Source organism: Shewanella sp. 3_MG-2023, from assembly GCF_030548765.1.
Classification (GTDB): Bacteria; Pseudomonadota; Gammaproteobacteria; order Enterobacterales; family Shewanellaceae; genus Shewanella.
In genome coordinates this window covers 43,437-69,030 of record NZ_JAUOSH010000018.1, presented here as the reverse complement: position 1 = coordinate 69,030, position 25,594 = coordinate 43,437, and the positions used below count along the sequence as shown (strand labels likewise).

Genomic DNA, 25,594 nt, shown 5'->3' with positions numbered 1-25,594 from the left:
TGATTAAAGTGATTACAATTCGGCCTCTTTTTTGCCCTTGCGTCTTATTTCAAGAATGTAAGGTTTATTAACTACTAAATATACGGATTGCCAAAATGAGTAAACGTACTTTTCAACCAAGCAACCTGAAGCGTAAGCGTTCTCACGGCTTCCGCGCACGTATGGCCACTGTAGGCGGCCGTAAAGTGATTGCACGTCGTCGTGCAAAAGGTCGCGCTCGTTTATCTGCTTAATCAGTAGATATTCATAGTGACTAGCTATGCTTTTACGCGGGAGTTGCGTTTGCTAACTCCCGCGCAATTTAAATCTGTATTTTCAAATCCCATCAAAGCATCTTCTGCTGAAATAACTCTGCTTGCTATTCCAAATTCAGAGCAACATCCTCGTATTGGATTAACTGTCGCAAAACGTTTTGTTAAAAATGCCAGTGACCGAAATCGCATTAAACGAGTGATAAGAACTAATTTCCGTTTACACCAGCATGATATTCCAGACCTTGATATAGTTGTCTTGGTAAGAAATGGCGTGGTTGATATGGAAAATGCAGACCTACATAAATTAATAGAGAAGTTATGGCGCAAACTCAGTCGCCGTTACAATGGTTAGCCACAAAGGCTATTCGTGGCTACCAACTCTTTATCAGCCCTATGCTGGGACCCCGCTGTAGATTCAATCCAACATGCTCTTATTATGCAATTGATGCAATAAAAACGCATGGAACTGCGAAAGGTTGTTGGCTTGCGGCGAAACGCATACTAAAATGTCATCCTTTACATCCCGGCGGAAGTGATCCCGTCCCCCCTAAAAACGACAGGTGTAACAAATAGGCTATGGAATCTCAACGTAATTTAATGCTTATCGCTCTGCTTTTTGTCAGCTTTTTAATGTGGCAAGCATGGCAAGACGATAAAGCCCCGCAACCAGTAGCGGCCCAAACAACGTCACAGACTACTAATGTTGCGTCACAAAACGTTAGCGATGTACCAGAGGCTGATGCAGGCATGCCTGTTCAATTACCTGCTACACAAAATTTAATTACTGTGAAAACAGATCAACTAGACATTAAAATCAGCCCAGTAGGCGGTGATATTGTTTATGCTGCATTAGTTGATCATAAAGTTGAAATAGACAGTGATGACCCATTCGTAATACTTGAACAAAATGGTTCATTTAATTACATCTCACAAAGTGGTCTTATTGGCCGCGATGGTATTGATAGCAGCCGCCATGGTCGCGCTCAATTTTCAGCAGAATCTGAAAATTATGTGTTAGCCGATGGCCAAGACTCTTTATCAGTACCGCTTAATTATGTTGATGCTAATGGCGCAGCATATACCAAAGTATTTACCTTCACCCGTGGTCAATTTGATGTGACTGTTGATTACAATGTAAACAACACCACTTCAGCACCGCTGCAAATGCAAATGTATGGTCAAATAAAACAAACTGTACAAGCATCTGAAAGCAGCATGATGATGCCAACTTACCGTGGTGCAGCATACTCGACTAGCGATGTTCGTTACGAAAAGTATGACTTTGATGACATTGCAAAAAGTAACCTAAACCAACAGACACTAGGTGGTTGGGCAGCAATGCTACAACACTACTTTGTATCAGCTTGGGTGCCGCCTGCAGCTGATTCAAATACTATTTTTACCAGCATGAGTGCTGGCGGCCAAGCCAATGTTGGTTTCCGCGGCGCGGTACATGATATTGCACCAGGTGCACAGCAAACCATTAGTGCCCAATTCTATGTTGGCCCTAAAAACCAAGAAGCTTTATCTAAAATTTCTGAAACATTAAACCTTGTTGTAGATTATGGTTTCCTTTGGTGGTTAGCTATCCCAATTCACTGGTTATTGATGTTCTATCAATCCTTTGTAGGTAACTGGGGTGTGGCGATTATTTTAATTACCCTAACCGTGCGTGGTCTTTTATACCCGCTAACCAAAGCACAATACTCGTCAATGGCTAAAATGCGTAACTTGCAGCCTAAACTGACAGAAATGAAAGAACGCTTAGGTGATGACCGCCAGAAAATGGGTCAAGCCATGATGGAGCTGTATAAGAAAGAGAAAGTTAACCCTATGGGTGGCTGTCTTCCTATCTTGCTGCAAATGCCAATTTTCATCGCCTTGTATTGGGTATTACTAGAAAGCTATGAATTACGCCATGCGCCATTCATGCTTTGGATTACCGATTTGTCGGTTCAAGATCCTTACTATGTATTACCATTATTAATGGGTGTGTCTATGTGGTTAATGCAAAAAATGCAACCAATGGCACCGACTATGGATCCTATGCAAGTGAAAATGATGCAGTGGATGCCAGTTATCTTTACTGTGTTCTTCCTATGGTTCCCAGCCGGTCTAGTTCTATACTGGTTAGTAGGTAACTTAGTCGCTATTACCCAGCAAAAGATTATTTATGCAGGTTTAGAGAAAAAAGGCTTAAAATAAGTCATAGCTCAAACTGATATAATCAACAAAGGCGGCTATTAAGCCGCCTTTTCCTTTACTATTTCAACAAGGTTTTCCTCAATGACAGACACTATCGTGGCACAAGCAACCGCACCAGGTCGTGGCGGCGTAGGTATCATTCGTATTTCAGGCGATAAAGCCACGGAAGTCGCACATAGCGTATTAGGCCATTTACCTAAAACCCGTTATGCCGATTACTGTGATTTTAAAAACGCGTCAGGCGAGGTCATTGATCAGGGAATCGCACTGTTTTTTAAAGGACCAAACTCCTTTACCGGTGAAGATGTATTAGAGCTTCAAGGCCATGGCGGCCAAATTGTGCTTGATATGCTGATCAAACGCGTGATGGAAGTAGATGGCATTCGTATCGCTAAGCCCGGTGAATTTAGCGAGCAAGCCTTTATGAACGACAAGCTGGATTTAACCCAAGCAGAAGCCATTGCCGATTTAATTGATGCCACCAGTGAACAAGCGGCTAAGAGCGCGTTAAACTCACTTCAGGGCGAGTTTTCTGATGAAGTACATCAGTTAGTCGAGCAAGTGACTAATTTGCGCTTATACGTCGAAGCAGCCATTGATTTCCCTGATGAAGAAGTCGACTTTTTATCTGACGGTAAAATCGCTAACTCACTGTATAACATCATCGCCAAATTAGACTTAGTCCAAGCCAGTGCCAAGCAAGGCTCAATTATTCGTGAAGGCATGAAGGTGGTAATTGCTGGTCGTCCTAATGCCGGTAAATCAAGCCTATTAAATGCCCTAGCAGGTAAAGAGTCTGCCATTGTCACTGAAATTGCAGGGACTACCCGTGATGTACTGCGCGAGCATATTCACCTTGATGGCATGCCACTGCATATTATAGATACCGCCGGTTTACGTGACACCGCTGATACCGTTGAAAAAATTGGTATTGAGCGTGCGTGGGATGAGATAGCAACCGCCGATAGAGTGTTATTTATGGTTGATGGCACCACTACCACCGATGTAAATCCTCACGATATTTGGCCTGACTTTATTGACCGTTTACCGAAAAAACTCGGCGTCACAGTTATTCGTAACAAAGCTGACTTAACCGGTGAGCCAGTAATGACCACTGATGAGCACGGCTATAGCGTTTATCGCATTTCAGCGAAAACCGGCTTAGGGGTTGAAGAGCTTAAACAGCACCTTAAATCATTAATGGGTTATCAAAGTAACCTTGAAGGCGGTTTTATTGCCCGTCGTCGTCATTTAGAAGCCCTAGATTTAGCTGCCAGTCACTTACAACTGGGTAAAGAGCAGTTAGAAGTGTATTTAGCCGGCGAGTTATTAGCAGAAGAATTACGTATGTGCCAAATGGCGCTATCTGAAATTACCGGTAAGTTCACCTCAGATGATCTGCTGGGTAAAATCTTTAGCTCATTCTGTATTGGTAAATAGGATCTCTCATGATACTGGCAAATAAGGTTATCGTGCTCGATTTCGAAACCACAGGCTTATCACCTAATAATGCAGATCGCGCCATCGAAATTGGTGCGGTAAAACTCATTGATGGCGTGATCGTCGATAGCTTTCAAGAATTAATGAATCCGGGTAGATCGGTAAACAGTTTTATTGAAAATTACACCGGCATCACCAATGCCATGCTTAAAGAGGCAGATTCTTGTGAAGCAGTCATGACCCGCTTTGCCGATTTTATTGAAGACTTTAACTTAGTGGCCCACAACGCCAGCTTTGATAAGAAGTTTTTAGATGCCGAGTTTGAGCATTGTCAGCAACAATATTCTGGCCAATTTGCCTGTTCATTATTACTGTCGCGCCGCATTAGCCAAGATGCGCCAAACCATAAATTAGGCACCTTAGTTGAATATCATCAGCTGCCTAATGATGGCGTGTTTCACCGCGCATTAGCCGATGCCACCATGACAGCACATTTATGGAATCATCAACTGCAGCTGCTGCAACAGCAACTGCCCCATAAAGCGATTACTTTTGAGCTGATTAACCAGATTTCAAAGCGCCCTAAAGCCCAAGTTAATGGTTACTTACAATCTTTATAACGGCTAACTTATAGCAACTAAAATAACCCATGATACGGCTCGTTAAGGTAATTCAGCGGCGAGCTTATCCACCAGTAACCTCACTTTGGGTGACAAATGCCGATTGTGAGGATACAAAGCCCAAATCCCCTCTTGCTGCTGCTTATAAGATTCTAAAATAACCGAAAGCTTGCCCGCAGCTATCGCCTCTGCCACGTAATAACCCGGTAGCTGCACAATCCCCAAACCTTTAATGGCGGCGTTAAGTAAGCTAATACCACTACTGCACTGTAAATTCCCTTGCACTTTAATACTTCTTGCTTGGCCACCTTCATTAAAATGCCAGTGGGGTTGTGAGCCCACTAAACAATTATGCAGACTTAATTCTGATAATGAATAAGGCGCGCCGAAACGATTAATATAATCAGGGGCGGCGCAAACAAACTGCTCACGGCTGGTTAAGCGCTTTGCCATCATGCTCGAATCAGGTAAACGCCCTAACCTAATCGCTAAATCATAGCCGCCTTCCACTAAATCTAACTGCCTGTTAGTTAACTCACAAATCACTTCAACATCAGGGTGCTGCTGCATATAGTCAGTGACAATCGGCATCACAAATGACTCACCATAGGTCACTGGTGCGGTAAGCTTAATTAACCCTTGGGGTTTATTTTGCAAACTACTTATAGCCCGCTCAGCTTCTTCAAGTCCATCGATAACTTGGCGGCAATGGCGATAAAATATATGGCCTTCTTCAGTTAACGACACTTTACGGGTGGTGCGATAAAACAATTTTGTGCTTAACCTATTTTCAATTTGGCTAATTTGGCGGCTCACTTGCGCGGTCGAAATAGCTAAACGTTTACCTGCTGCCGTAAAGCTATCCGTTTCAGCCACCGCAACAAATTCGTAAACCCCTTCCCATGGCAACATTATTACCACCTCGTAAAAGTAAATTGTATTTATAGCCCATTATCAACTGACAGAAAATAAATACAATAGATCCATCATCTACTGAGCCTCATCTACACTAAGTAGATCCACTTTTATGGTTAACGTTAAAAGGACAAACACAATGTCAGCACAATTTATGAAATCTAAGGCCGCTATTGCATGGGGACCAGGACAGCCATTATCGGTTGAAGAAGTCGACGTGATGTATCCAAAAGCGGGTGAAGTCATGGTGAAAATCATCGCTTCTGGTGTTTGCCACACCGATGCATTTACCTTATCTGGCGATGATCCAGAAGGTGTTTTCCCGGCTATTTTAGGTCATGAAGGTGGCGGAATTGTAGAGATGGTTGGTGAAGGTGTTACCAGTGTCAAAGTCGGCGACCATGTTATTCCGTTATACACCGCAGAATGCGGTACATGTAAATTCTGCACTTCAGGTAAAACCAACCTTTGTAGTGCAGTTCGTGAAACCCAAGGCAAAGGCTTAATGCCTGATGGCACTACCCGTTTTTATAAAGATGGCCAGCCTATTTTCCATTACATGGGGTGTTCAACCTTCTCTGAATATACTGTATTACCAGAAATTTCATTAGCGAAAGTCAATAAAGACGCACCACTTGAAGAAGTGTGTTTACTCGGTTGTGGTGTAACAACCGGTATGGGCGCGGTATTGAACACAGCTAAAGTCCAAAAAGGCGATACTGTGGCCATTTTCGGTCTAGGCGGCATTGGTTTATCTGCCATTATTGGCGCAACCATGGCCGGAGCATCACGCATTATCGGCATTGATTTAAATGAATCTAAATTTGAACTCGCCACCAAACTGGGTGCGACTGATTGCATTAATCCAAAAAATTATGACAAACCGATTCAGGATGTCATTGTGGAAATGACCGATGGCGGCGTAGATTTCTCATTTGAATGTATCGGTAACGTCAACGTTATGCGCAGCGCGTTAGAGTGTTGTCATAAAGGTTGGGGCGAATCGGTGATTATTGGTGTTGCTGGCGCAGGCCAAGAAATATCTACTCGACCATTTCAACTAGTGACTGGTCGAGTATGGAAAGGAAGTGCATTTGGTGGCGTTAAAGGGCGCAGTCAATTACCCGGTATTGTTGAGCAATATCTCAACGGCGAATTCAAACTAGACCATTTCATTACTCACACTATGGGGCTTGAAGGGATTAATGATGCTTTTGATCTGATGCACAGCGGTGAAAGTATCCGCAGTGTCATTCACTTCGATAAGTAAATCTTATTGCCGTATTCGATAAATATCATGCCCTTAACCTTACGCTAAGGGCATTTTTATAAAAAGTGACCAATCAAATGACTTTAGAAAACATCAGTAGTAATAAAATGTTCGGCGGCTGGTTAAAACAATATAGCCATCACTCTGATACGTTAAACTGCCAAATGCGCTTTGCCATTTATCTGCCGCCACAAGCAGCATCACAAAAAGTGCCGGTGCTATATTGGTTGTCAGGCCTCACCTGCACCGACGAAAACGTGATGCAAAAATCAGGCGTTCAACGAGTCGCAGCAGAGCTTGGCATTGCTATTGTGGCTCCAGATACCAGCCCGCGCGGTGAAAATGTCGCAGATGATGCCAATGGCGCTTATGACTTTGGTTTAGGCGCCGGATTTTATCTTAATGCTACCCAAGCACCCTTTAATACCCACTATCAAATGTATGACTATGTGGTAAAAGAATTGCCAGCCTTTATTGAGCAGCATTTTCCAGTGACAAGCATGCGCAGTATCAGTGGCCACTCTATGGGCGGTCATGGCGCCATTACCATAGGACTTAAAAATCCGCAGCAATATCAATCTATTTCAGCCTTTAGTCCGATCTGTAATCCGATAAATTGCCCTTGGGGGCAAAAGGCTTTTAACGGTTATTTAGGATCAGATCAAACAAGCTGGGCTGAATACGACAGCAGCGAGTTAATGAAAAACTCGATGGTTAAGGTACCTATGCTGGTGGATCAAGGCACTGAAGATAACTTTCTAGTTGAACAACTAAAACCTGAAAGCTTAATTGAAGCCGCTAAAGCTCAGCAATACCCGCTGACCTTACGCATGCAGGAAGGCTATGATCACAGTTATTTCTTTATCAGTAGCTTTATTGAAGATCATCTTCGGTTTCATGCAAAGTACTTATTAAAGTAAGTCATTATTTGTTATGACCGAACACAAAAAGGGAGTGAATAATCACTCCCTTTTTGATCCGTTATAATGAATATATTTTAGAATTCACGACACATTTATGAATTATTTTGCGCCAATTTTGCAAAGTACTTCTTAGAAGCGGTTCTGACTTTAGGGGCTAATAAAATTGCAGAGGTCATGGTTGGAATCGCCATTAAGGCATAAGCAGCATCAATAATATTAACAATTTCTTGAATGGTTGCTGTTGCAGCAAACAGTATCGCCAGCAAGAAAAATAATTGATATAGGCGTAATCTTTTGCGACCAAATAAAAATGCAAAGCACTGACCACCATAAAATGCTTGAGTAAAAATGGTGCTGATACTGAAAAATACCACGCAAAGGATCAGCAAATACGGACCAACGCCAGGCATAGTAACTTCAAAGGCTTGAGCCGATAAATTAACCCCCTCAGCTTCAGTTCCTTGCCACACCCCCGAAATTAAAATGATCATTGCCGTGGCAGTGCACACTAATAAGGTATCAATAGCAGGACCCAGCATGGCCACTAAGCCTTCTTTTACTGGTTCGTTGGTTTTGGCACTACCATGCGCCATTACTTCAGTGCCAATACCCGCTTCATTTGAAAAAGCCGCTCGGCGGATACCGATCAACATGGTGCCCAATATGCCACCACCAACCGAATTAAGTGAAAATGCTTCAGTGATAATAAGCTTAAAATAACTCGGTATATCAGCAATATTGGCAGCAATAACATAAAAAGCGCAGCCCATATAAATGACGATCATTAACGGCACGACTTTAGTGGCCACCGAAGCAATGCGTTTAATCCCGCCTAATATCACGCTGGCAACGATCAGCATAACCACAATCCCTAAGCTTAAATCCACCCAAAAGGTGGATTGATCACTGGGAAAATAGCCAGGTTTAACAATTAACCACTCACGAATAATCTGTACTAATTGATTGGCATTAAACAACGGAAAATTACCAACAAGGCCAACAACACAAAAAAATACCGCTAAAAAGTGCCATTTTTTGCTTAAACCTTGAGTGATTATGTACATGGGCCCCCCCTGCACATCACCATTTTCATCCTTGCCGCGATACATAATAGCTAAGGTACAGGTGAAAAATTTAGTCGCCATTCCCACAATAGCGCTAATCCACATCCAAAAGATGGCCCCCGGTCCACCCACCATAATAGCCACTGCAACACTACCAATATTACCCATACCAACGGTGCCGGCCATGGCACTGGATAACGCCCCTGCGTGGCTAATATGCCCCACAGCGCCTTTATCAGGATATTTACCACGGACAATATTTATAGCGTGGCCAATGTAGCGAAAAGGAATAAAACGTGAATAAATCAGGAAGAAAAGCCCACCACCTACCAGTAAAACCAGCATGTGAGGCCCCCATGCTAAATCAGCCATTTGAGCCGTAATTGAAACCAGAGACATAATAAAAGTTAATTTTTTGTAAATTGTAATTATTGAAAATACGGATAAAAACCACTTTGTGCAATGCTAAATAGGCGTAAACTAACCCTATAAGTAGTGTTTAACAGTAATCATCTAGGATAAAACATGGCAAAAATAGATATTTTAGTGGGCTCAACTCAAGGCGGAACCGAATATGTGGCCGACGATATGGCGGCTCAGCTTAACGAAATAGGCCACCAAACCTGCATTCATTTAGCCGCAAACTTGGATGATCTTGACCCTAAATCACTGTGGATCATTGTCAGTTCAACTCATGGCGCAGGCGATCTTCCAGACAATTTAGCACCCTTTTATCAGCAATTATTGACCTCAAATAGCGATCTAAGCGAGTTAAAATTTGCTTTGTGCGCAATTGGCGACTCAAGTTACGACACTTTTTGTCTTGGGCCTGAAAAATTAATTTCAAGACTCGATCAGCTCGGTGCAAAACAGTTTGTGAATAAGATCCAAATTGATGTTCAAAAGGATCCTGTCCCAGAAGATCCGGCACTAGCTTGGCTTTCAGAGTGGCAATCCTCCATTTAGATCCCCAAAAAGCCAGAGAGCTTGGTTAACATCTTTATTTATACCCACAATAACAACCTATCTTATCCACAAAAAGCAAAATACGATCATAACTTTGTGGATAAGCTATTATTTTTACCGATCATAACGCTGTACAGATCTTAAGGTGATCTGCTCGAAGATCACCCCTGTGGATAACTAGCCGATCTATCCCCAAGTTATATTGAGTTTGATCCTTCATTGATCACAGGATCGTTTTGTCGTTAACCTATGAAAATAAACAAATAAATGAGTTACCCACAGAAAAGTGAGATCCTAATAGTAATAGTAATAAAAAGATCTATTTAAAGATCTTAAGATCTATTAAGCGAAGCCCGTTAGATCGAAACTAGAAAATTGATCATTCCCGAAAAGCAAACCAAGTGCTAAAATACTCGGCTCAAGCAAGCCCTAGATTTGAAATCTAGTTAAATTTTGCAATATCGAATTTACTTTTATCCAAGGTCACAAAATGCATTTTCATGAACGGTTTGATGTAATTGTTGTTGGTGGTGGTCATGCCGGAACTGAAGCTGCCCTAGCAGCCGCAAGAATGGGGTCAAAAACATTATTGTTAACACATAACATTGATACTTTAGGTCAAATGTCTTGTAACCCTGCCATCGGTGGTATTGGAAAAGGTCATTTAGTTAAAGAAATTGATGCTCTTGGTGGTGCAATGGCTACTGCAACAGATTTTGCAGGTATCCAATTTCGAACATTAAATTCCAGTAAGGGCCCAGCAGTCAGAGCGACTCGAGCTCAAGCTGACAGAGCGCTTTACCGTCAAAAAATCCAACAGATTTTACAACACCAGCCTAATTTACGCATTTTCCAACAAGCAGTAGATGACTTAGTTGTTGAAAATAATACAGTAATTGGTGTAGTCACTCAGATGGGACTCGCTTTTGAAGCGCCAAGCGTAGTGTTAACTACAGGCACATTCCTTAGTGGTAAAATCCATATTGGTTTAGAAAACTACAGTGGTGGCCGAGCAGGTGATCCGCCAGCGATTGCCTTAGCAAATCGACTAAAAGAATTGCCAATTCGTGTTGGCCGCTTAAAAACCGGTACCCCACCACGAATTGACGCTAATAGCATTGATTTTTCCAAGATGGCTGAGCAAAAAGGTGATTCACCTTTGCCAGTTATGTCGTTTATTGGTGATGTTAGTCAACACCCTGAGCAAGTATCTTGTTATATCACTCATACCAATGAAAAAACTCACGATATTATTCGTGGAGGTATGGATCGTAGCCCAATGTATTCAGGGGTGATCGAAGGTATTGGACCACGTTATTGTCCATCGATCGAAGATAAAATAAATCGCTTTGCAGATAAATCATCGCATCAGATCTTTATTGAGCCTGAAGGCTTAACCACCAATGAGATCTATCCAAATGGGATCTCAACCAGTTTGCCATTTGATGTGCAATTGAATTTGGTGCGATCGATTCAAGGCATGGAAAATGCTGAAATCATTCGTCCTGGTTACGCTATTGAATATGATTATTTTGATCCAAGAGATTTAAAAAATTCACTTGAAACTAAAAATATCAATGGTTTGTTCTTTGCTGGACAAATTAACGGTACTACCGGTTATGAAGAAGCCGGTGCTCAAGGATTGCTAGCTGGTATGAATGCGTCATTGCAAGTTCAAGGCAAAGAGGCTTGGTGCCCACGCCGTGATCAAGCTTACCTAGGGGTGTTAGTTGATGACTTATCAACCTTAGGTACCAAAGAGCCATACCGTATGTTCACCAGTCGTGCTGAATATCGTTTGCTACTACGTGAAGACAATGCTGATTTGCGCTTGACAGAAAAAGGTCGTGAATTAGGTTTAGTTGATGATCATCGCTGGGCATTATTCAGTGAAAAAATGGAATCGATTGAAACTGAGTTGCAACGTTTACGCAGTAATTGGGTTCATAATAATTCACCTTTGCTTGATGTATTAAACCCAGAGCTTAATACCCCAATTTCTCGTGAAGCATCATTTGAAGATCTACTTCGTCGTCCAGAAATGGATTATAAGAAATTAATGAGTTTAGAAGGTTTTGGACCGGGGATTGAAGATCCACGTGCTGCAGAGCAAGTTCAAATTCAAGTGAAGTATTCTGGTTATATTCAAAGACAGCAAGGTGAAATTGATAAAGCGATTCGTAATGAAACCACAATCTTGCCGCTTGATCTTGATTATCAAGAAGTTCCAGGCCTTTCAAATGAAGTGATCGCTAAGATGAATGAGCATAAACCTGAAACCATTGGTCAAGCATCAAGAATTTCAGGAATGACGCCGGCAGCGATCTCAATCTTGCTGGTTCATCTTAAAAAGCGTGGTTTATTGCGTAAAAGCGCATAAATCCCAGCAAAAAGTTGTCTTTTGACCAATAAGGGAAGCTTTGAGGCTTCCCTTAGTCATTTTCGCCATTCATAATACCCGATGATTTTATTATTCCCATTGCTTTTCGAGGTCACCCAGCGTGCTAGCAACTCAACTTAAAACCTATTTAGCTGAAACAAATATTTCAGCCACAGATACACAGCAAAAACAACTGGTTGATTTTGTTGCCATGCTGAATAAGTGGAATAAAGCCTATAACTTGACCTCGGTTAGAGATCCTGAACAGATGTTAATCCGACATGTGATGGACAGTTTGGTGGTTTCTCCTTATCTTAAGGGGCAACGCTTTATTGATGTCGGAACTGGACCTGGTTTACCAGGGATCCCATTAGCCATTTTAAATCCGGATAAAGAGTTTGTATTACTCGATAGTTTAGGCAAACGGATCCGTTTTCAAAAACAGGTTCAATTTGAATTAAAAATAAATAACATCACTTCAATTGAAAGTCGTGTAGAAGCGTATGAGCCTGAGCAAAAATTTGATGGCGTCATCAGTCGCGCTTTTGCATCAATCGAAGATATGCTCAGCTGGTGCCATCACCTTCCTGCTGCAGATGGTATTTTTTACGCCCTAAAAGGTCAGCTTAGTGATACGGAGTTAGCGACAATTCCTCAGGATTTTGAAATAGCAGAAACGATAGTGCTTAATGTGCCAAAGTTAGATGAACAAAGACATCTATTAAAGCTGGTTAATAAAAAATAACCATAGCTAATAATTTATATTATCGGACATCGTAAATCAGTCATTAGGGTGAACTTGTGGGTAAAGTAATTGCCGTTGCCAATCAAAAAGGTGGCGTAGGAAAAACAACAACTTGTGTAAATTTAGCAGCATCACTTGCAGCCACAAAGCGCAAAGTGTTGTTAATTGATCTTGATCCACAAGGTAATGCCACTATGGGCAGTGGCGTCGATAAATACGACGTTGAAAACACCGCTTATGAATTATTAGTCGAAGAAAAGCCCTTCGATGACATAGTGATCAAAAATACCTCAGGTAAATACGATCTGATCGCAGCCAATGGTGATGTTACTGCTGCCGAAATTAAATTAATGGAGTTTTTTGCCCGAGAAATTCGTTTAAAAAATGCCATTGCAGCTGTTAAAGATGATTACGATTACATTTTTATTGATTGCCCGCCTTCATTAAATATGTTGACCGTCAATGCTATGTCAGCTGCTGACTCGGTACTGGTACCAATGCAATGTGAGTATTATGCATTGGAAGGCTTGACCGCCTTAATTGATACCATCACTAAACTGGGGGCTATGGTTAATCCTAGCCTTAGCATCGAAGGGATTTTACGCACCATGTACGATCCGCGAAATCGTTTATCCAATGACGTGTCTGATCAATTAAAACAACATTTTGGTGAAAAAGTGTATCGCACCGTGATCCCCCGTAATATCCGTTTAGCTGAAGCGCCAAGTTTTGGGGCGCCAGCAATGTATTACGATAAATCCAGTGCAGGGGCGAAAGCTTATTTAGCACTGGCTGGTGAAATCATTCGCCGTGCTGAGCAACAAACAGAATCTAAGTAAGTATTAAGTGTAAGGGAATAAAATGACGTTAAAAAAACGCGGTTTAGGAAAAGGCTTAGATGCATTATTGAGTAACAGTAGTGCTGCGAGTCGCAAAGCTGAACTTACACAACCTAAAGCTGAAATCAGTGAGCCACAAGTGGTTACTGAAGATGGTTTACTGATGCTTGATCTCGACTTACTGCAATCAGGTAAATATCAACCTCGTAAAGATATGTCACCTGAAGCACTTGATGAACTGGCTGAGTCGATTCGCTCACAAGGGGTTATTCAACCGATTGTTGTGCGTAAGGTTGATGATACCAAGTATGAGATTATTGCCGGTGAACGCCGCTGGAGAGCCGCTCAAATTGCTCAATTAAACAAAGTACCTTGTATCGTTAAACAGGTTGCTGATGAAGCTGCCGTTGCCATTGCTTTGATTGAGAACATTCAACGTGAAGACTTAAATGCCATGGAAGAAGCCATTGCATTACAACGTTTACTCGAAGAGTTTGAACTGACTCATCAACAAACGGCTGATGCCGTCGGAAAGTCGAGAGCAAGTGTGTCTAATTTATTACGCTTAAACAGTTTAAATGAGCCTGTAAAACGTTTACTGGAATATGGCGATATTGATATGGGTCATGCCAGAGCCTTGCTTGCCATTGAAGGTGAGGAGCAAACTAGCTTAGCTAGATTGGTCGCATCTAAAGAAATGACAGTTCGTGAAACTGAACGATTAGTCAATAAAGCGCTAAATCCGGCTAAAGAGCCTGAAAAAGTAACTCAAGACCATGATGTAAGCCGCTTAGAGCAACAGTTAATTGAACGATTAGGCGCAAAAGTTGCCATTAATCATGGCAGTAAAGGCAAAGGTAAGATTGTAATAAACTACCAAGATCTTGCTGAATTAGATGGTATTCTCAGTAAAATTCACTAAATTCCTCAACAAAATCATTTCAAAGGTAACTTAGCAACAAGGCGTATTTTTAACTTTTAGAATATTAAACGTTAAATATCAGCTTATATCACTGATAAACCTCATATCAAAGTTGCAAACAAGGTGTGAAAAGGTATACTTTGCATGCTTTTTTTTCCCAATAGATTTGTTAATAAATACATTAATAAATTAAGGGAAAATTAAGTATTAATGCGGAGATAAAAAATTGAGTAAGGTTTTAGCGCGTCGTGGCCTATGGTCAGCCTATCGGATCGTGTTGCTACAGGCGGCGATAGCTGGGGGAACTTCAATTTTCTTTTTCGCTCTGTGGGGAGCTCAGTACGGATTTTCTGCTTTAGCAGGAGGTCTCATTGCTGTACTCCCTAATTTTGTATTCGCAACCCTTGCTTTCTCTCATGCGGGAGCTAGAGCATCAAGAAAAGTCGTTTGGTCGTTTTTCTTGGGGGAAGCGGTAAAGTTGCTGCTAACCATAGTGTTATTTGCCTGTGCATTTGGCCTGTTAAATACGTCATTTATGCCGTTATTCATCAGCTATCTGTTGGCATTATTAATACCTTGGACGGCCCCTTTATACTTCAAGCAAAATTAAGTGAGATTAATCATGGCGACAACTGGTGAAGCATTAAATGCTTCCGAGTATATCCAGCATCACCTGACTAATGCGAAAATGTGTTCTGCCGATGGCGGAATCGCTTTTAACTATGCATGTCAAGATGCCGGGTTTTGGACTTGGCACATTGACTCACTTTTGTTTTCAGTAGGTCTTGGGGTTCTATTTTTGTGGGCTTTCTACAAAGTAGGACGAAAAGCAACAACTGGCGTTCCAGGCAAATTTCAATGTTTCGTTGAAATGTGCGTGGAAGGTGTTGATAAAATCGTTAAAGACTCATTCCATGGGCGTAACGCAGTTATCGCACCATTAGGTCTGACTATTTTTGTCTGGGTTTTCCTGATGAATTTAATGGACTTAATTCCGGTTGACTTTGTACCTGAAGCCGCAAACAGATTATTAGGTGTTCCTTACCTTAAAATTGTACCAACAACTGACTTAAACGTAACTCTTGGCTTAGCTTTGAGCGTGTTTGCGTTGATTGTTTTTTACAGTATTAAAGTTAAAGGATTTGGTGGTTTCACAAAAGAAATGACCTTACAACCTTTCAATCATTGGGCACTAATTCCAGTAAACTTAGTATTGGAAACAGTAACCTTGGTTGCGAAGCCGATTTCATTATCGCTTCGTCTGTTTGGTAACCTGTATGCAGGTGAGTTGATCTTTATTCTGATAGCACTGATGCCTTGGTGGGCTCAGTTTGCACTATCAGTGCCTTGGGCTATTTTCCATATTTTGGTTATTGTGCTGCAGGCGTTTATCTTCATGATGCTTACGATTGTATATCTAAGCATGGCACATGAAGAACATTAATTTAATAAAATTAGTTATTTATCGGAGATAAAATGGAAACTGTAATTAGCTTTACAGCAATAGCTGTTGCAATCATGATTGGCTTAGCAGCGCTAGGTACTGGTATTGGTTTTGCTATCTTAGGCGGCAAGTTCTTAGAAGCTTCTGCTCGTCAACCAGAACTAGCTCCAGCATTACAAACTAAAATGTTCATCGTAGCTGGTCTACTTGATGCGATCTCAATGATTGCAGTTGGTGTTGCATTATTCTTCGTATTCGCTAACCCGTTTGTGGGTCAATTAAGTGAAGTTCTAGCTGGCTAATCGTCCCTCTTAGTAAGGAGTTGTCGTTATGAGTATTAACGCTACCCTGCTAGGCCAAGCGATTTCTTTTGCTCTCTTCGTGTGGTTTTGCATGAAGTTTGTATGGCCACCATTGATGAACGCTATCGAAGAACGCCAGAAGAAAATTGCCGATGGACTAGCTGATGCAGGACGTGCTGCAAAAGATCTAGAGTTGGCTCAAGCGAAAGCAAATGAGCAACTAAAAGAAGCGAAGGCGACTGCTAACGAAATTATTGAGCAAGCTAATAAGCGCAAAGCTCAAATAGTTGAAGAAGCAAAAATGGAAGCTGATACAGAGCGTGCGAAAATCATTGCTCAAGGTCAAGCTGAAATTGAAAACGAACGTAATCGCGTTAAAGATGACTTGCGTAAGCAAGTTGCTACTCTTGCCATCACTGGTGCAGAGAAGATTCTTCAACGTTCGATTGACCCAGAAGCTCACAGTGACATAGTTAATAAACTTGTTGCTGAAATTTAATTAAGGAAGCGGAGTTATGGCTGAAATAAGCACCATTGCTCGTCCTTATGCAAAGGCAGCTTTTGATTTCGCTGTTGAGCACAAAGCAATTGAAGCTTGGGCAGAAATGCTTAACTTCGCGGCATTGGTAAGTGAAAACGAATCAATTAAGCCGTTGCTAGGTGGCTCATTAGCGAGTGCCAAGCTTGCATCATTATTCATAGAAATATGTGGTGATCAAGTGAACGCGCAAGGTCAAAACCTTTTGAAGGTTATGGCCGAAAACGGTCGTTTAGAGATACTACCTACAGTATCGCTACTTTTTGCTGAATATCGCAATGAGTGGGCAAAAGAAGTTGAAGCCGATGTTGTTTCAGCGACTGAGCTAAGCTCTGAGCAACAAACGCAAATTAGTGTTTCTCTTGAGAAACGTCTCGCACGCAAAGTAAAGCTGAATTGTAGCGTAGATGCATCACTGATTGGTGGTGTAATTATTAAATCAGGCGACTTAGTCATTGACGGCTCTGTTAGCGGTAATTTATCGCGCTTGTCTGATAAGCTACAATCGTAATTGGGAGTTTGAGCATGCAACTGAATTCCACTGAAATCAGCGATCTGATTAAGCAGCGGATCGAGCAGTTCGACGTCGTTAGTGAAGCTCGCAACGAAGGTACAATCGTTGCAGTAAGTGACGGCATCATTCGCATTCATGGCCTAGCCGATGTAATGCAAGGTGAAATGATCGAACTGCCTGGTGGCCGTTTTGCAATCGCGTTGAACTTAGAACGTGATTCTGTCGGTGCCGTAGTAATGGGTCCTTATGCTAATTTAGCAGAAGGCGCAAAAGTTAAGACCACTGGTCGTATTCTTGAAGTACCAGTAGGTCGTGGTTTATTAGGCCGCGTTGTTAACACTCTTGGTGAGCCAATTGACGGAAAAGGACCTATCGACAACGATGGTTTCTCTCCTGTTGAAGTAATTGCTCCTGGTGTTATTGAACGTCAGTCAGTAGATCAACCTATCCAAACTGGTTATAAAGCCGTTGATTCAATGATCCCAATCGGTCGTGGACAACGTGAATTGATCATTGGTGACCGTCAGACTGGTAAAACAGCGATGGCTATTGATGCAATTATCAACCAGAAAGATTCAGGCATTAAATGTGTATACGTAGCAGTAGGGCAAAAAGCTTCTACAATCGCTAACGTGGTACGTAAGCTTGAAGAGCACGGTGCATTAGCTAACACTATCGTTGTAGTTGCAACAGCTTCTGAAGCTGCAGCATTACAATACTTAGCACCTTACTCAGGTTGTTCTATGGGTGAATACTTCCGTGACCGCGGTGAAGATTCTTTAATCGTATATGATGATCTATCTAAGCAAGCAGTTGCTTACCGTCAGATCTCACTACTATTGAAGCGTCCACCAGGACGTGAAGCATACCCAGGTGATGTATTCTATCTACATTCTCGTTTATTAGAGCGTGCTTCACGTGTAAACGAGCACTATGTAGAAAAGTTCACTAACGGTGAAGTAAAAGGTCAAACCGGTTCTTTAACTGCGTTACCTATTATTGAAACCCAAGCTGGTGACGTATCTGCATTCGTACCGACCAACGTAATTTCTATTACAGATGGTCAGATCTTCCTTGAGACTGACTTGTTTAACTCAGGACTACGTCCTGCTGTTAACCCAGGTATTTCTGTTTCTCGTGTTGGTGGTGCGGCTCAGACTAAGATCATCAAGAAACTGTCTGGTGGTATTCGTACCGCGTTAGCACAGTATCGAGAGCTTGCTGCGTTCTCACAATTTGCATCTGACTTAGATGATGCAACTCGTGCTCAACTTGAGCATGGTGAGCGTGTTACCGAACTTATGAAGCAAAAGCAATATGCTCCAATGAGCGTTGCTGATCAAGCTATCTCAATCTTCTCAGCTGAAAAAGGCTACTTGAAGACTGTAGAATTAAGTAAAATCGGTAGCTTTGAAGCCGCTCTGCTTTCATATATGAACAGCGAACATGCTGAGCTTATTAAAACTATCAATGCAACTGGCAACTACAATGCAGACATTGAAAGTGAATTAAAAGCGGGCATGGACAAGTTCATTGAAACCCAAACCTGGTAATGAATAGAGGTGTCGTAAGACACCTCCGGTCCAGAATTGGAGAGTAAAGATGGCCAACGCTAAAGAGATTAAAACCAAGATCGCGAGTGTTAAAAACACTCAGAAGATCACTTCTGCTATGGAAATGGTTGCAGCCAGCAAAATGCGTAAAGCGCAGGAACGCATGGCTTCAAGTCGTCCATATGCAGAGCATATGCGTCAGGTGATCGGTCACGTTGCGCAAGGTACTCTTGAATATAAACATCCATATTTGGAAGTGAGAGATGCCAAGCGGGTTGGTTACATTGTTGTGTCAACCGACCGTGGCCTTTGTGGTGGTTTGAACGTTAACCTTTTCAAAAAGGTTGTGTCAGACGTGAAGAGCTGGAAAGACCAAGGGGCAGATGTTGAATTTTGTCCTATTGGTGCACGAAGTGTGCAGTTCTTCAAAAGCTTTGGTGGAGAAATCTCTGCCCATGCATCTGGTTTAGGCGATGCGCCTAAATTAGCCGATTTAATCGGTACCGTACGTGTGATGCTACAAGCTTACAACGAAGGTAAATTGGATCGTTTGTTTATTGTGTTCAACAAATTCGTTAACACAATGACTCAAACTCCTGTGATCGAGCAGCTGCTACCTTTGCCTAAGTCAGAAGAAGAAGTAGCTAAGTATCCTTGGGATTATATTTACGAGCCAGATCCAAAAGAAATTTTGGAAGTATTACTGACTCGTTATGTGGAGTCTCAAGTTTATCAAGGTGTTGTTGAGAATATTGCCTCTGAGCAAGCTGCCAGAATGGTAGCGATGAAGGCGGCAACAGACAACGCTGGCGAACTGATCAATGATCTGCAATTAGTCTACAACAAGGCACGACAAGCTGCGATTACGCAAGAATTGTCGGAAATTGTTGCAGGTGCTGCAGCGGTTTAGGTTAGGTAACGAAAACAAGTTTAGAGGATTAATCATGAGCACAGGTACTGTTGTCCAAGTAATTGGCGCGGTTGTGGACGTAGAGTTTCCACAAGATGCTGTACCTCAGGTATATGACGCTCTGAAGATCACAGGTGAAGGCGACTGTAATGGTTTGGTGCTGGAAGTTCAGCAACAACTAGGTGGTGGTGTTGTTCGTGCCATCGCTATGGGTTCTTCTGATGGTCTGCGTCGTGGTCTAGAGGTAGCAAACTCAGGTTCACCAATTTCTGTTCCGGTAGGGGTTGCAACCCTTGGCCGTATCATGAATGTATTGGGCGAGCCTATTGATGAATGTGGCGAAATTGGTGAAGAAGAGCGTTATGAAATTCACCGTGAAGCTCCTTCATATGAAGATCAATCAAGCTCAACTGAACTTTTAGAGACTGGTATCAAGGTTATTGACCTTGTATGTCCATTCGCTAAGGGTGGTAAAGTTGGTTTATTTGGTGGTGCTGGTGTTGGTAAAACCGTCAACATGATGGAATTAATCAACAACATCGCAAAAGCACACTCAGGTCTTTCTGTATTCGCTGGTGTTGGTGAGCGTACTCGTGAGGGTAACGACTTCTACTACGAAATGAAAGATTCTGGCGTACTCGACAAAGTAGCCATGGTTTATGGCCAAATGAACGAGCCTCCAGGTAACCGTTTACGTGTTGCATTGTCTGGTTTGACAATGGCTGAGAAATTCCGTGACGAAGGTCGTGACGTACTGTTATTTGTTGATAACATCTACCGTTATACCTTAGCCGGTACTGAAGTATCTGCACTGTTAGGTCGTATGCCTTCTGCAGTAGGTTACCAACCAACACTAGCTGAAGAAATGGGTGTTCTACAAGAACGTATTACTTCAACTAAGTCTGGTTCTATTACCTCTGTACAAGCGGTATATGTACCTGCGGATGACTTAACCGATCCGTCACCAGCAACAACCTTCGCTCACTTAGATGCGACTGTTGTACTGTCTCGTAACATTGCATCGCTAGGTATTTACCCTGCGGTTGACCCATTGGATTCGACTTCACGTCAATTAGATCCATTAGTAGTTGGTCAAGAGCATTATGATGTTGCGAACGGCGTTCAAACTGTACTTCAGCGCTACAAAGAGCTGAAAGATATTATTGCGATCCTAGGTATGGATGAATTATCTGATGAAGATAAAACAACTGTATTCCGTGCTCGTAAGATTGAAAAATATCTTTCACAGCCTTTCTTCGTTGCTGAAGTATTTACAGGTTCTCCAGGTAAATACGTTTCTCTTAAAGACACCATCCGTGGCTTTAAGGGTATCTTGAATGGTGAGTTCGATCACATTCCTGAGCAAGCGTTCTACATGGTTGGTTCAATCGACGAAGCTGTCGAGAAAGCTAACAAAGCAAAATAACTGAGCATTAGCTTAGTATTTTAGGAGAACTTGATGGCAGCCATGACAGTCCAACTTGATATAGTAAGTGCTGAAAACAGCATGTTCAGCGGTGAAGTAGGCTTCTTAGAAGTGAGCGGCACCGAGGGTGAGTTAGGCATTATGCCTAACCATGCTCCATTACTTACTAGAATCAAACCTGGCATGGCGCGCATGATCAAGCAAGATGGTAGTGAAGAAGTGATGTATCTTTCAGGTGGAATCCTGGAAGTACAACCTGCTTCAATCTCTGTTCTTGCTGACGTCGCTTTGCGTGCCGATGATATTGATGAGCAAGCTGCATTAGAAGCTAAGCAAAAGGCTGAAGCGAATATCGCTAATGCTGGTGCTGACTTTGATTATGAAGCTGCAACAATTGAATTAGCTAAATCATTAGCTCAACTTCGTGTTGTTGAAACCATCAAAAAGAACATTGCCAGATAAAGGTTATTGTTTTGAAAAGGCGACCCTAGGGTCGCCTTTTTTGTATCTAGAATTTGAATCAATTGCATCATAATAGTCGTGCTTATACGCCAATTTTTGACTAATAGTGTAATAATTTCCATGCTGATTTCCTGTCCCCCATAATCTAGGTTAAAATCAGCGTCAATAAACTGCATTAGCCAAAATTGAATACTTGTATAAAGGAATCCCGATGTCATTAAATGTTGTAATTTTAGCTGCTGGTAAAGGAACACGGATGCGTTCAGACTTGCCAAAGGTACTGCACCCTATTGCCCACAAAAGCATGGTGCAACATGTTATTGATACTGCAAACTCATTAGGCTCAAACGCTATTCAATTGGTTTATGGCTATGGCGCAGGCAAGCTACAAGCTTCTTTAGGTGAGCAAGCGGTTAATTGGGTATTGCAAGCTGAGCAATTAGGTACAGGCCACGCCGTCGCGCAAGCCAATCCAAACATTAACGATGATGACACTGTGCTGATTTTATATGGGGATGTGCCGTTAATTCAGCAATCTACCTTAGAAAGCCTACTTGCTGCTCGCCCTGAAAATGGTTTAGCAATATTAACGGTTAATTTAGCTAACCCAAGCGGTTATGGCCGTATCGTGCGCGAAGGTGGCAAGGTTGTTGGTATTATCGAGCAAAAAGATGCTAATGCTGAGCAACTACTTATCAATGAAGTGAATACCGGCATTATGGCGGTACCTGGTAAGCAATTAAAAGCGTGGCTAGGGCGTCTTTCAAACAGTAATGCCCAAGGTGAGTATTACCTAACCGATATTATTGCTATGGCCCACGAAGATGGAGTGGCAATTGATACCGCGCAGCCACAATCAGCAGTGGAAGTTGAAGGCGCTAATAACCGCGTTCAGTTAGCGCAATTAGAACGTGCTTATCAAGCCCGTGAAGCTGAAGCGTTAATGCTGGCTGGCGCAAATTTACGTGATCCTAGCCGTATCGATATCCGCGGTGATGTGACCGTGGGTATGGACGTGATGATTGATGTTAATGTCATCTTTAATGGCAAAGTGACTTTAGGTAACAATGTCACTATTGGCGCAGGCGCGATATTAACTGACTGCGTTATCGCTGATAATGCTGAAATTAAGCCTTACTCAATCGTTGAAGGGGCAAAGCTTGGAGTTGCAGCCAGTGCTGGACCATTTGCTCGTTTACGTACAGGCGCTGAGCTAAAAGATAATGCCCATATTGGCAACTTTGTTGAAATGAAAAAGGCAGTGTTAGGTGAAGGTTCTAAAGCTGGCCATTTGGCTTATTTAGGCGATGCCAATATTGGCGCAGGGGTTAACATTGGTGCAGGTACTATTACCTGTAACTATGATGGTGCGAATAAATTCTTAACCACCATAGAAGATGGCGTATTTGTGGGGAGTGATACTCAATTAATTGCCCCAGTGACCATAGGTAAAAATGCCACTTTGGGTGCTGGTTCAACAATTGCTAAAGATGTCGCTGAAGGCGAGTTAGTTATTACTCGTGTTAAACAGCGCCATATCAGTGGTTGGGCAAGACCAGTTAAAAAAGCCAAATAGACTAAAAAACGATTAAATATCAAACGACAAGCATAGTTGCTTGTCGTTTTTTTTACATAAAAAACACAAAGGTAAAGGCAATGTAAATAAACTTTAATAATAATCATTCTCATTTATAGTTGCGCCACATAAATACACAATTGCGAAACTTTAGAGGGTGAAGATGTTAACAAAGCTATCTTGTTTGTCACTTGCGGTAACGAGTGCAATTTTATCAATGTCTGTTATAGCAGAAGAGCAGAGCCATACCAATCAAGCCAACTCTCCAGGTATCGAGCATATTGAAGTCACAGGTAGACAATTCAATGACTATAAAGTCGGTACGGCATCTGGCGCAATGCGCGGTGATATTAGCATTTTAGATACCCCTCAATCAGTTACCGTCATTCCTGATTTTATTACCGACGAGCAATTAGCCACGAATTTATCAGAAGTGCTAGTTAATGACTCCAGTGTGACTGGCGGCAGTGAAAAGTGGAATCGTCAGGTATTTAACCTTCGCGGTTTTGAGCTATCTTCAGGCTCAGGTTTCTTGATTAATGGTCAGCAGCAGTGGTCTCACTATGTACAGCCAATCGAAACATTACAGCAAGTTGAAGTGTTAAAAGGGCCTTCAAGCATGTTGTACGGTCAGTCAGGTCCCGGTGGACTGATTAATATGGTTACCAAAAAATCGACTTATGATTCAATGATCGATATCGGTTTTGACATTGATGAGCATGGTTCTACTCGTTTGCAACTTGATGCGGGTGGCAGTTTGAATGAAGCGCAAACGCTGCGCTATCGCACCGTGCTGGTGAAACAAGATACCCAGTATTGGCGAGAGTACCGCGATGACTCTAATCAAGAACGAGATCGTTGGTTAGGCTATTTAAATGTAGAGTTTGATGTCACTGATGATTTGTTGTTGTCGGTTAAATATGACCATACCCAAGACAAAACCGGAATCGATCGTGGTGGTTGGTTAGATGCTGATGGAGAACTTATTGGTGGACGTGACACGATTTGGGATATGCCTTGGGCATTTACCGATAACACCATTAGTAATTTAGGTGCTGAATTAACTTATCATTTAACTGATGATTGGAAAATTAAAGCTGGTTATAACGACCAACAATTTAACCGTCAGCGTTTAGATTCATCGCCAAGCCTATGTACTGCATGTGGTGATGATCCGCTAACAGATGGCTACTATATCAGTCCATTTGATCGTTATGATGATTGGCAGCATAAGACTGGCTTTGTTGATTTAACGGGTAATTTTCAAACTGGTAATTTAGGTCATCAATTGTTAATTGGCGCCAATATGCTTGATTATTATTACGGTCAGCTCAAAGAATCTGGCGACAAATATCAAGTTGTGATGCCTGGGCTGCCCATGCCTAACCCTCAACTTGATTATCGTAATGATGACACTAAATCTGAAAGTGAATACAAGCATTACGGCTTTTATATTCAAGATTTAATAACAATCAATGACTCATGGAAAGCGCTGGCTGGTATGCGTTATGACGAGCAAAAGAAAGAAGGTGCTGGTAACAATAGCTATGCAGTGTCACCTAAGTTTGGGCTTATTTACTCGCCAGTAGAAAGCGCAAGCATTTACCTTAATTATTCAAAAAGCTTCACACCACAAGGTATGGTTAACGATATTAATGATCTTAATGACCAAATGAACCTTGATCCTGAATACGGCGAACAGTATGAACTTGGTGCCAAGTGGGAGCTATTTGACGGCAGTTTATTGCTGACTGGCGCTGTATTTGATATCACAGTGAATAATGTCACAGTAAAAGAGCAGATTGAAAACTCTGAGCAAACCATTACCACTCAATCAGGTGAGCAGCGCCATCGAGGTTTTGAAATAGGTTCACAAGGCCAGATAAGCGATAAATGGTTTATGACCGGTTCAATGATGTATTTAGATGCAGAGTATATCCGCCCAGATCAAGATAGCTTGAATGGCAAAACCCCAGTAGATGCGCCTGAATTATCGGCGAATATCTGGACTCGTTACGAAATGACCCAAGACTTAGCCTTTAATTTCGGGGCAATATATGTTGGCGAACGTTTTGCTAATACCAGTAATGCCATTGTAAAAGACGACTATGTTCGTTTTGACTTAGGTGCTGCCTATTCAATGCCGGTAATGGGAAGCGATATTAGCGTACGCATGAATATCAAAAACCTATTTGATACCGACTATCTTGATGGTGGTTCAGAAACTGATGTCACCGTTGGAGAGGGACGGAACTTTAGCTTAGCATTTGAAGCAAAATTCTAAGTATTAATAAGGCATTAAGTAAATTACTGCCACAATTGTTAC

General features: G+C 42.0%; 26 protein-coding genes. 24 read left to right on the top strand and 2 right to left on the bottom strand.

Going from position 1 to position 25,594, the window contains the following annotated elements; genetic code table 11:
* The first annotated feature begins 95 nt into the window (after nucleotides 1–95).
* The 6 genes from rpmH (at nucleotide 96) to Q4591_RS11770 (ending at nucleotide 4,519) form a co-directional block, all read left to right on the top strand.
* Nucleotides 96–233, top strand: coding sequence for a 50S ribosomal protein L34 (gene rpmH / locus Q4591_RS11795; protein ID WP_011867659.1), 138 nt, complete (start codon nucleotides 96–98; stop codon nucleotides 231–233).
* A gap of 16 nt (nucleotides 234–249) precedes the next feature.
* Nucleotides 250–606, top strand: a complete 357-nt coding sequence (gene rnpA, locus Q4591_RS11790; RefSeq protein WP_076541772.1) for a ribonuclease P protein component — start codon at nucleotides 250–252, stop codon at nucleotides 604–606.
* Nucleotides 573–827, top strand: a complete 255-nt coding sequence (gene yidD, locus Q4591_RS11785; protein WP_076541774.1) for a membrane protein insertion efficiency factor YidD — start codon at nucleotides 573–575, stop codon at nucleotides 825–827. The genes rnpA and yidD overlap by 34 nt, the downstream gene beginning before the upstream one ends.
* 3 nt (nucleotides 828–830) lie before the next feature.
* The gene (gene yidC / locus Q4591_RS11780; RefSeq protein WP_102436410.1) at nucleotides 831–2,459 is read left to right on the top strand and encodes a membrane protein insertase YidC; all 1,629 of its coding nucleotides are present in this window, start codon (nucleotides 831–833) and stop codon (nucleotides 2,457–2,459) included.
* 81 nt (nucleotides 2,460–2,540) lie between these two features.
* On the top strand, nucleotides 2,541–3,899 hold the full coding sequence (mnmE, locus tag Q4591_RS11775; protein ID WP_102531911.1) for a tRNA uridine-5-carboxymethylaminomethyl(34) synthesis GTPase MnmE: 1,359 nt from the start codon (nucleotides 2,541–2,543) through the stop codon (nucleotides 3,897–3,899).
* 8 nt (nucleotides 3,900–3,907) lie between these two features.
* Entirely contained in the window at nucleotides 3,908–4,519 is a 612-nt protein-coding gene (locus Q4591_RS11770; protein ID WP_102436406.1) for a PolC-type DNA polymerase III, read from the top strand.
* Between the two features lie 42 nt (nucleotides 4,520–4,561).
* Here Q4591_RS11770 and Q4591_RS11765 read toward each other — a convergent pair whose 3' ends face one another.
* On the bottom strand, nucleotides 4,562–5,431 hold the full coding sequence (locus tag Q4591_RS11765) for a LysR substrate-binding domain-containing protein (RefSeq protein WP_102520271.1): 870 nt from the start codon (nucleotides 5,429–5,431) through the stop codon (nucleotides 4,562–4,564).
* Between the two features lie 142 nt (nucleotides 5,432–5,573).
* Between Q4591_RS11765 and Q4591_RS11760 the strand changes: the two genes are divergently transcribed.
* Both Q4591_RS11760 and fghA read left to right on the top strand, forming a co-directional pair.
* Nucleotides 5,574–6,704 (top strand): S-(hydroxymethyl)glutathione dehydrogenase/class III alcohol dehydrogenase, encoded by a 1,131-nt coding sequence (locus Q4591_RS11760; RefSeq protein ID WP_102520270.1) that lies wholly within the window; start codon nucleotides 5,574–5,576, stop codon nucleotides 6,702–6,704.
* 77 nt (nucleotides 6,705–6,781) lie between these two features.
* Nucleotides 6,782–7,624 (top strand): S-formylglutathione hydrolase, encoded by an 843-nt coding sequence (gene fghA, locus Q4591_RS11755; protein WP_303461173.1) that lies wholly within the window; start codon nucleotides 6,782–6,784, stop codon nucleotides 7,622–7,624.
* Nucleotides 7,625–7,719: 95 nt separating this feature from the next.
* Here fghA and Q4591_RS11750 read toward each other — a convergent pair whose 3' ends face one another.
* Nucleotides 7,720–9,036, bottom strand: coding sequence for a sodium:alanine symporter family protein (locus Q4591_RS11750; RefSeq protein ID WP_303461171.1), 1,317 nt, complete (start codon nucleotides 9,034–9,036; stop codon nucleotides 7,720–7,722).
* A 180-nt stretch (nucleotides 9,037–9,216) separates the two neighbouring features.
* Between Q4591_RS11750 and mioC the strand changes: the two genes are divergently transcribed.
* The 16 genes from mioC to Q4591_RS11670 all read left to right on the top strand — a co-directional run bounded on the left by mioC (nucleotide 9,217) and on the right by Q4591_RS11670 (nucleotide 25,552).
* A complete protein-coding gene (gene mioC, locus Q4591_RS11745) occupies nucleotides 9,217–9,657 on the top strand; it encodes an FMN-binding protein MioC (RefSeq protein ID WP_303461169.1) in 441 nt (146 codons plus the stop codon).
* A 490-nt stretch (nucleotides 9,658–10,147) separates the two neighbouring features.
* Complete coding sequence (gene mnmG, locus Q4591_RS11740) at nucleotides 10,148–12,037, top strand: tRNA uridine-5-carboxymethylaminomethyl(34) synthesis enzyme MnmG (RefSeq protein ID WP_102436394.1); 1,890 nt, start codon at nucleotides 10,148–10,150, stop codon at nucleotides 12,035–12,037.
* A gap of 121 nt (nucleotides 12,038–12,158) precedes the next feature.
* The gene (gene rsmG / locus Q4591_RS11735) at nucleotides 12,159–12,782 is read left to right on the top strand and encodes a 16S rRNA (guanine(527)-N(7))-methyltransferase RsmG (RefSeq protein ID WP_303461166.1); all 624 of its coding nucleotides are present in this window, start codon (nucleotides 12,159–12,161) and stop codon (nucleotides 12,780–12,782) included.
* A 56-nt stretch (nucleotides 12,783–12,838) separates the two neighbouring features.
* Nucleotides 12,839–13,621 carry a ParA family protein gene (locus Q4591_RS11730; protein ID WP_076541796.1) on the top strand — a complete coding sequence of 261 codons (783 nt, stop codon included), beginning with the start codon at nucleotides 12,839–12,841 and terminating at the stop codon, nucleotides 13,619–13,621.
* A 22-nt stretch (nucleotides 13,622–13,643) separates the two neighbouring features.
* Nucleotides 13,644–14,543: a ParB/RepB/Spo0J family partition protein gene (locus tag Q4591_RS11725; RefSeq protein ID WP_102520266.1), complete on the top strand. Its 900-nt coding sequence runs from the start codon at nucleotides 13,644–13,646 to the stop codon at nucleotides 14,541–14,543.
* A gap of 226 nt (nucleotides 14,544–14,769) precedes the next feature.
* Nucleotides 14,770–15,153 (top strand): ATP synthase subunit I, encoded by a 384-nt coding sequence (locus Q4591_RS11720; RefSeq protein ID WP_102436388.1) that lies wholly within the window; start codon nucleotides 14,770–14,772, stop codon nucleotides 15,151–15,153.
* 12 nt (nucleotides 15,154–15,165) lie between these two features.
* A complete protein-coding gene (atpB, locus tag Q4591_RS11715; protein WP_076541877.1) occupies nucleotides 15,166–15,987 on the top strand; it encodes a F0F1 ATP synthase subunit A in 822 nt (273 codons plus the stop codon).
* Nucleotides 15,988–16,019: 32 nt separating this feature from the next.
* Nucleotides 16,020–16,289, top strand: a complete 270-nt coding sequence (gene atpE / locus Q4591_RS11710; RefSeq protein WP_303461164.1) for a F0F1 ATP synthase subunit C — start codon at nucleotides 16,020–16,022, stop codon at nucleotides 16,287–16,289.
* A 28-nt stretch (nucleotides 16,290–16,317) separates the two neighbouring features.
* Nucleotides 16,318–16,788, top strand: coding sequence for a F0F1 ATP synthase subunit B (gene atpF, locus Q4591_RS11705; protein WP_076541804.1), 471 nt, complete (start codon nucleotides 16,318–16,320; stop codon nucleotides 16,786–16,788).
* 16 nt (nucleotides 16,789–16,804) lie between these two features.
* Complete coding sequence (gene atpH / locus Q4591_RS11700) at nucleotides 16,805–17,338, top strand: F0F1 ATP synthase subunit delta (RefSeq protein WP_102436386.1); 534 nt, start codon at nucleotides 16,805–16,807, stop codon at nucleotides 17,336–17,338.
* Between the two features lie 14 nt (nucleotides 17,339–17,352).
* A complete protein-coding gene (atpA, locus tag Q4591_RS11695) occupies nucleotides 17,353–18,894 on the top strand; it encodes a F0F1 ATP synthase subunit alpha (protein ID WP_102436384.1) in 1,542 nt (513 codons plus the stop codon).
* 49 nt (nucleotides 18,895–18,943) lie between these two features.
* On the top strand, nucleotides 18,944–19,804 hold the full coding sequence (gene atpG / locus Q4591_RS11690) for a F0F1 ATP synthase subunit gamma (RefSeq protein ID WP_102436382.1): 861 nt from the start codon (nucleotides 18,944–18,946) through the stop codon (nucleotides 19,802–19,804).
* A 34-nt stretch (nucleotides 19,805–19,838) separates the two neighbouring features.
* A complete protein-coding gene (gene atpD, locus Q4591_RS11685; RefSeq protein ID WP_102436380.1) occupies nucleotides 19,839–21,230 on the top strand; it encodes a F0F1 ATP synthase subunit beta in 1,392 nt (463 codons plus the stop codon).
* 33 nt (nucleotides 21,231–21,263) lie between these two features.
* Nucleotides 21,264–21,692 (top strand): F0F1 ATP synthase subunit epsilon, encoded by a 429-nt coding sequence (locus Q4591_RS11680; protein ID WP_303461162.1) that lies wholly within the window; start codon nucleotides 21,264–21,266, stop codon nucleotides 21,690–21,692.
* A 211-nt stretch (nucleotides 21,693–21,903) separates the two neighbouring features.
* A complete protein-coding gene (glmU, locus tag Q4591_RS11675) occupies nucleotides 21,904–23,268 on the top strand; it encodes a bifunctional UDP-N-acetylglucosamine diphosphorylase/glucosamine-1-phosphate N-acetyltransferase GlmU (RefSeq protein WP_303461160.1) in 1,365 nt (454 codons plus the stop codon).
* A 163-nt stretch (nucleotides 23,269–23,431) separates the two neighbouring features.
* Nucleotides 23,432–25,552 (top strand): TonB-dependent siderophore receptor, encoded by a 2,121-nt coding sequence (locus tag Q4591_RS11670; protein ID WP_303461158.1) that lies wholly within the window; start codon nucleotides 23,432–23,434, stop codon nucleotides 25,550–25,552.
* Nucleotides 25,553–25,594: the final 42 nt, after the last annotated feature.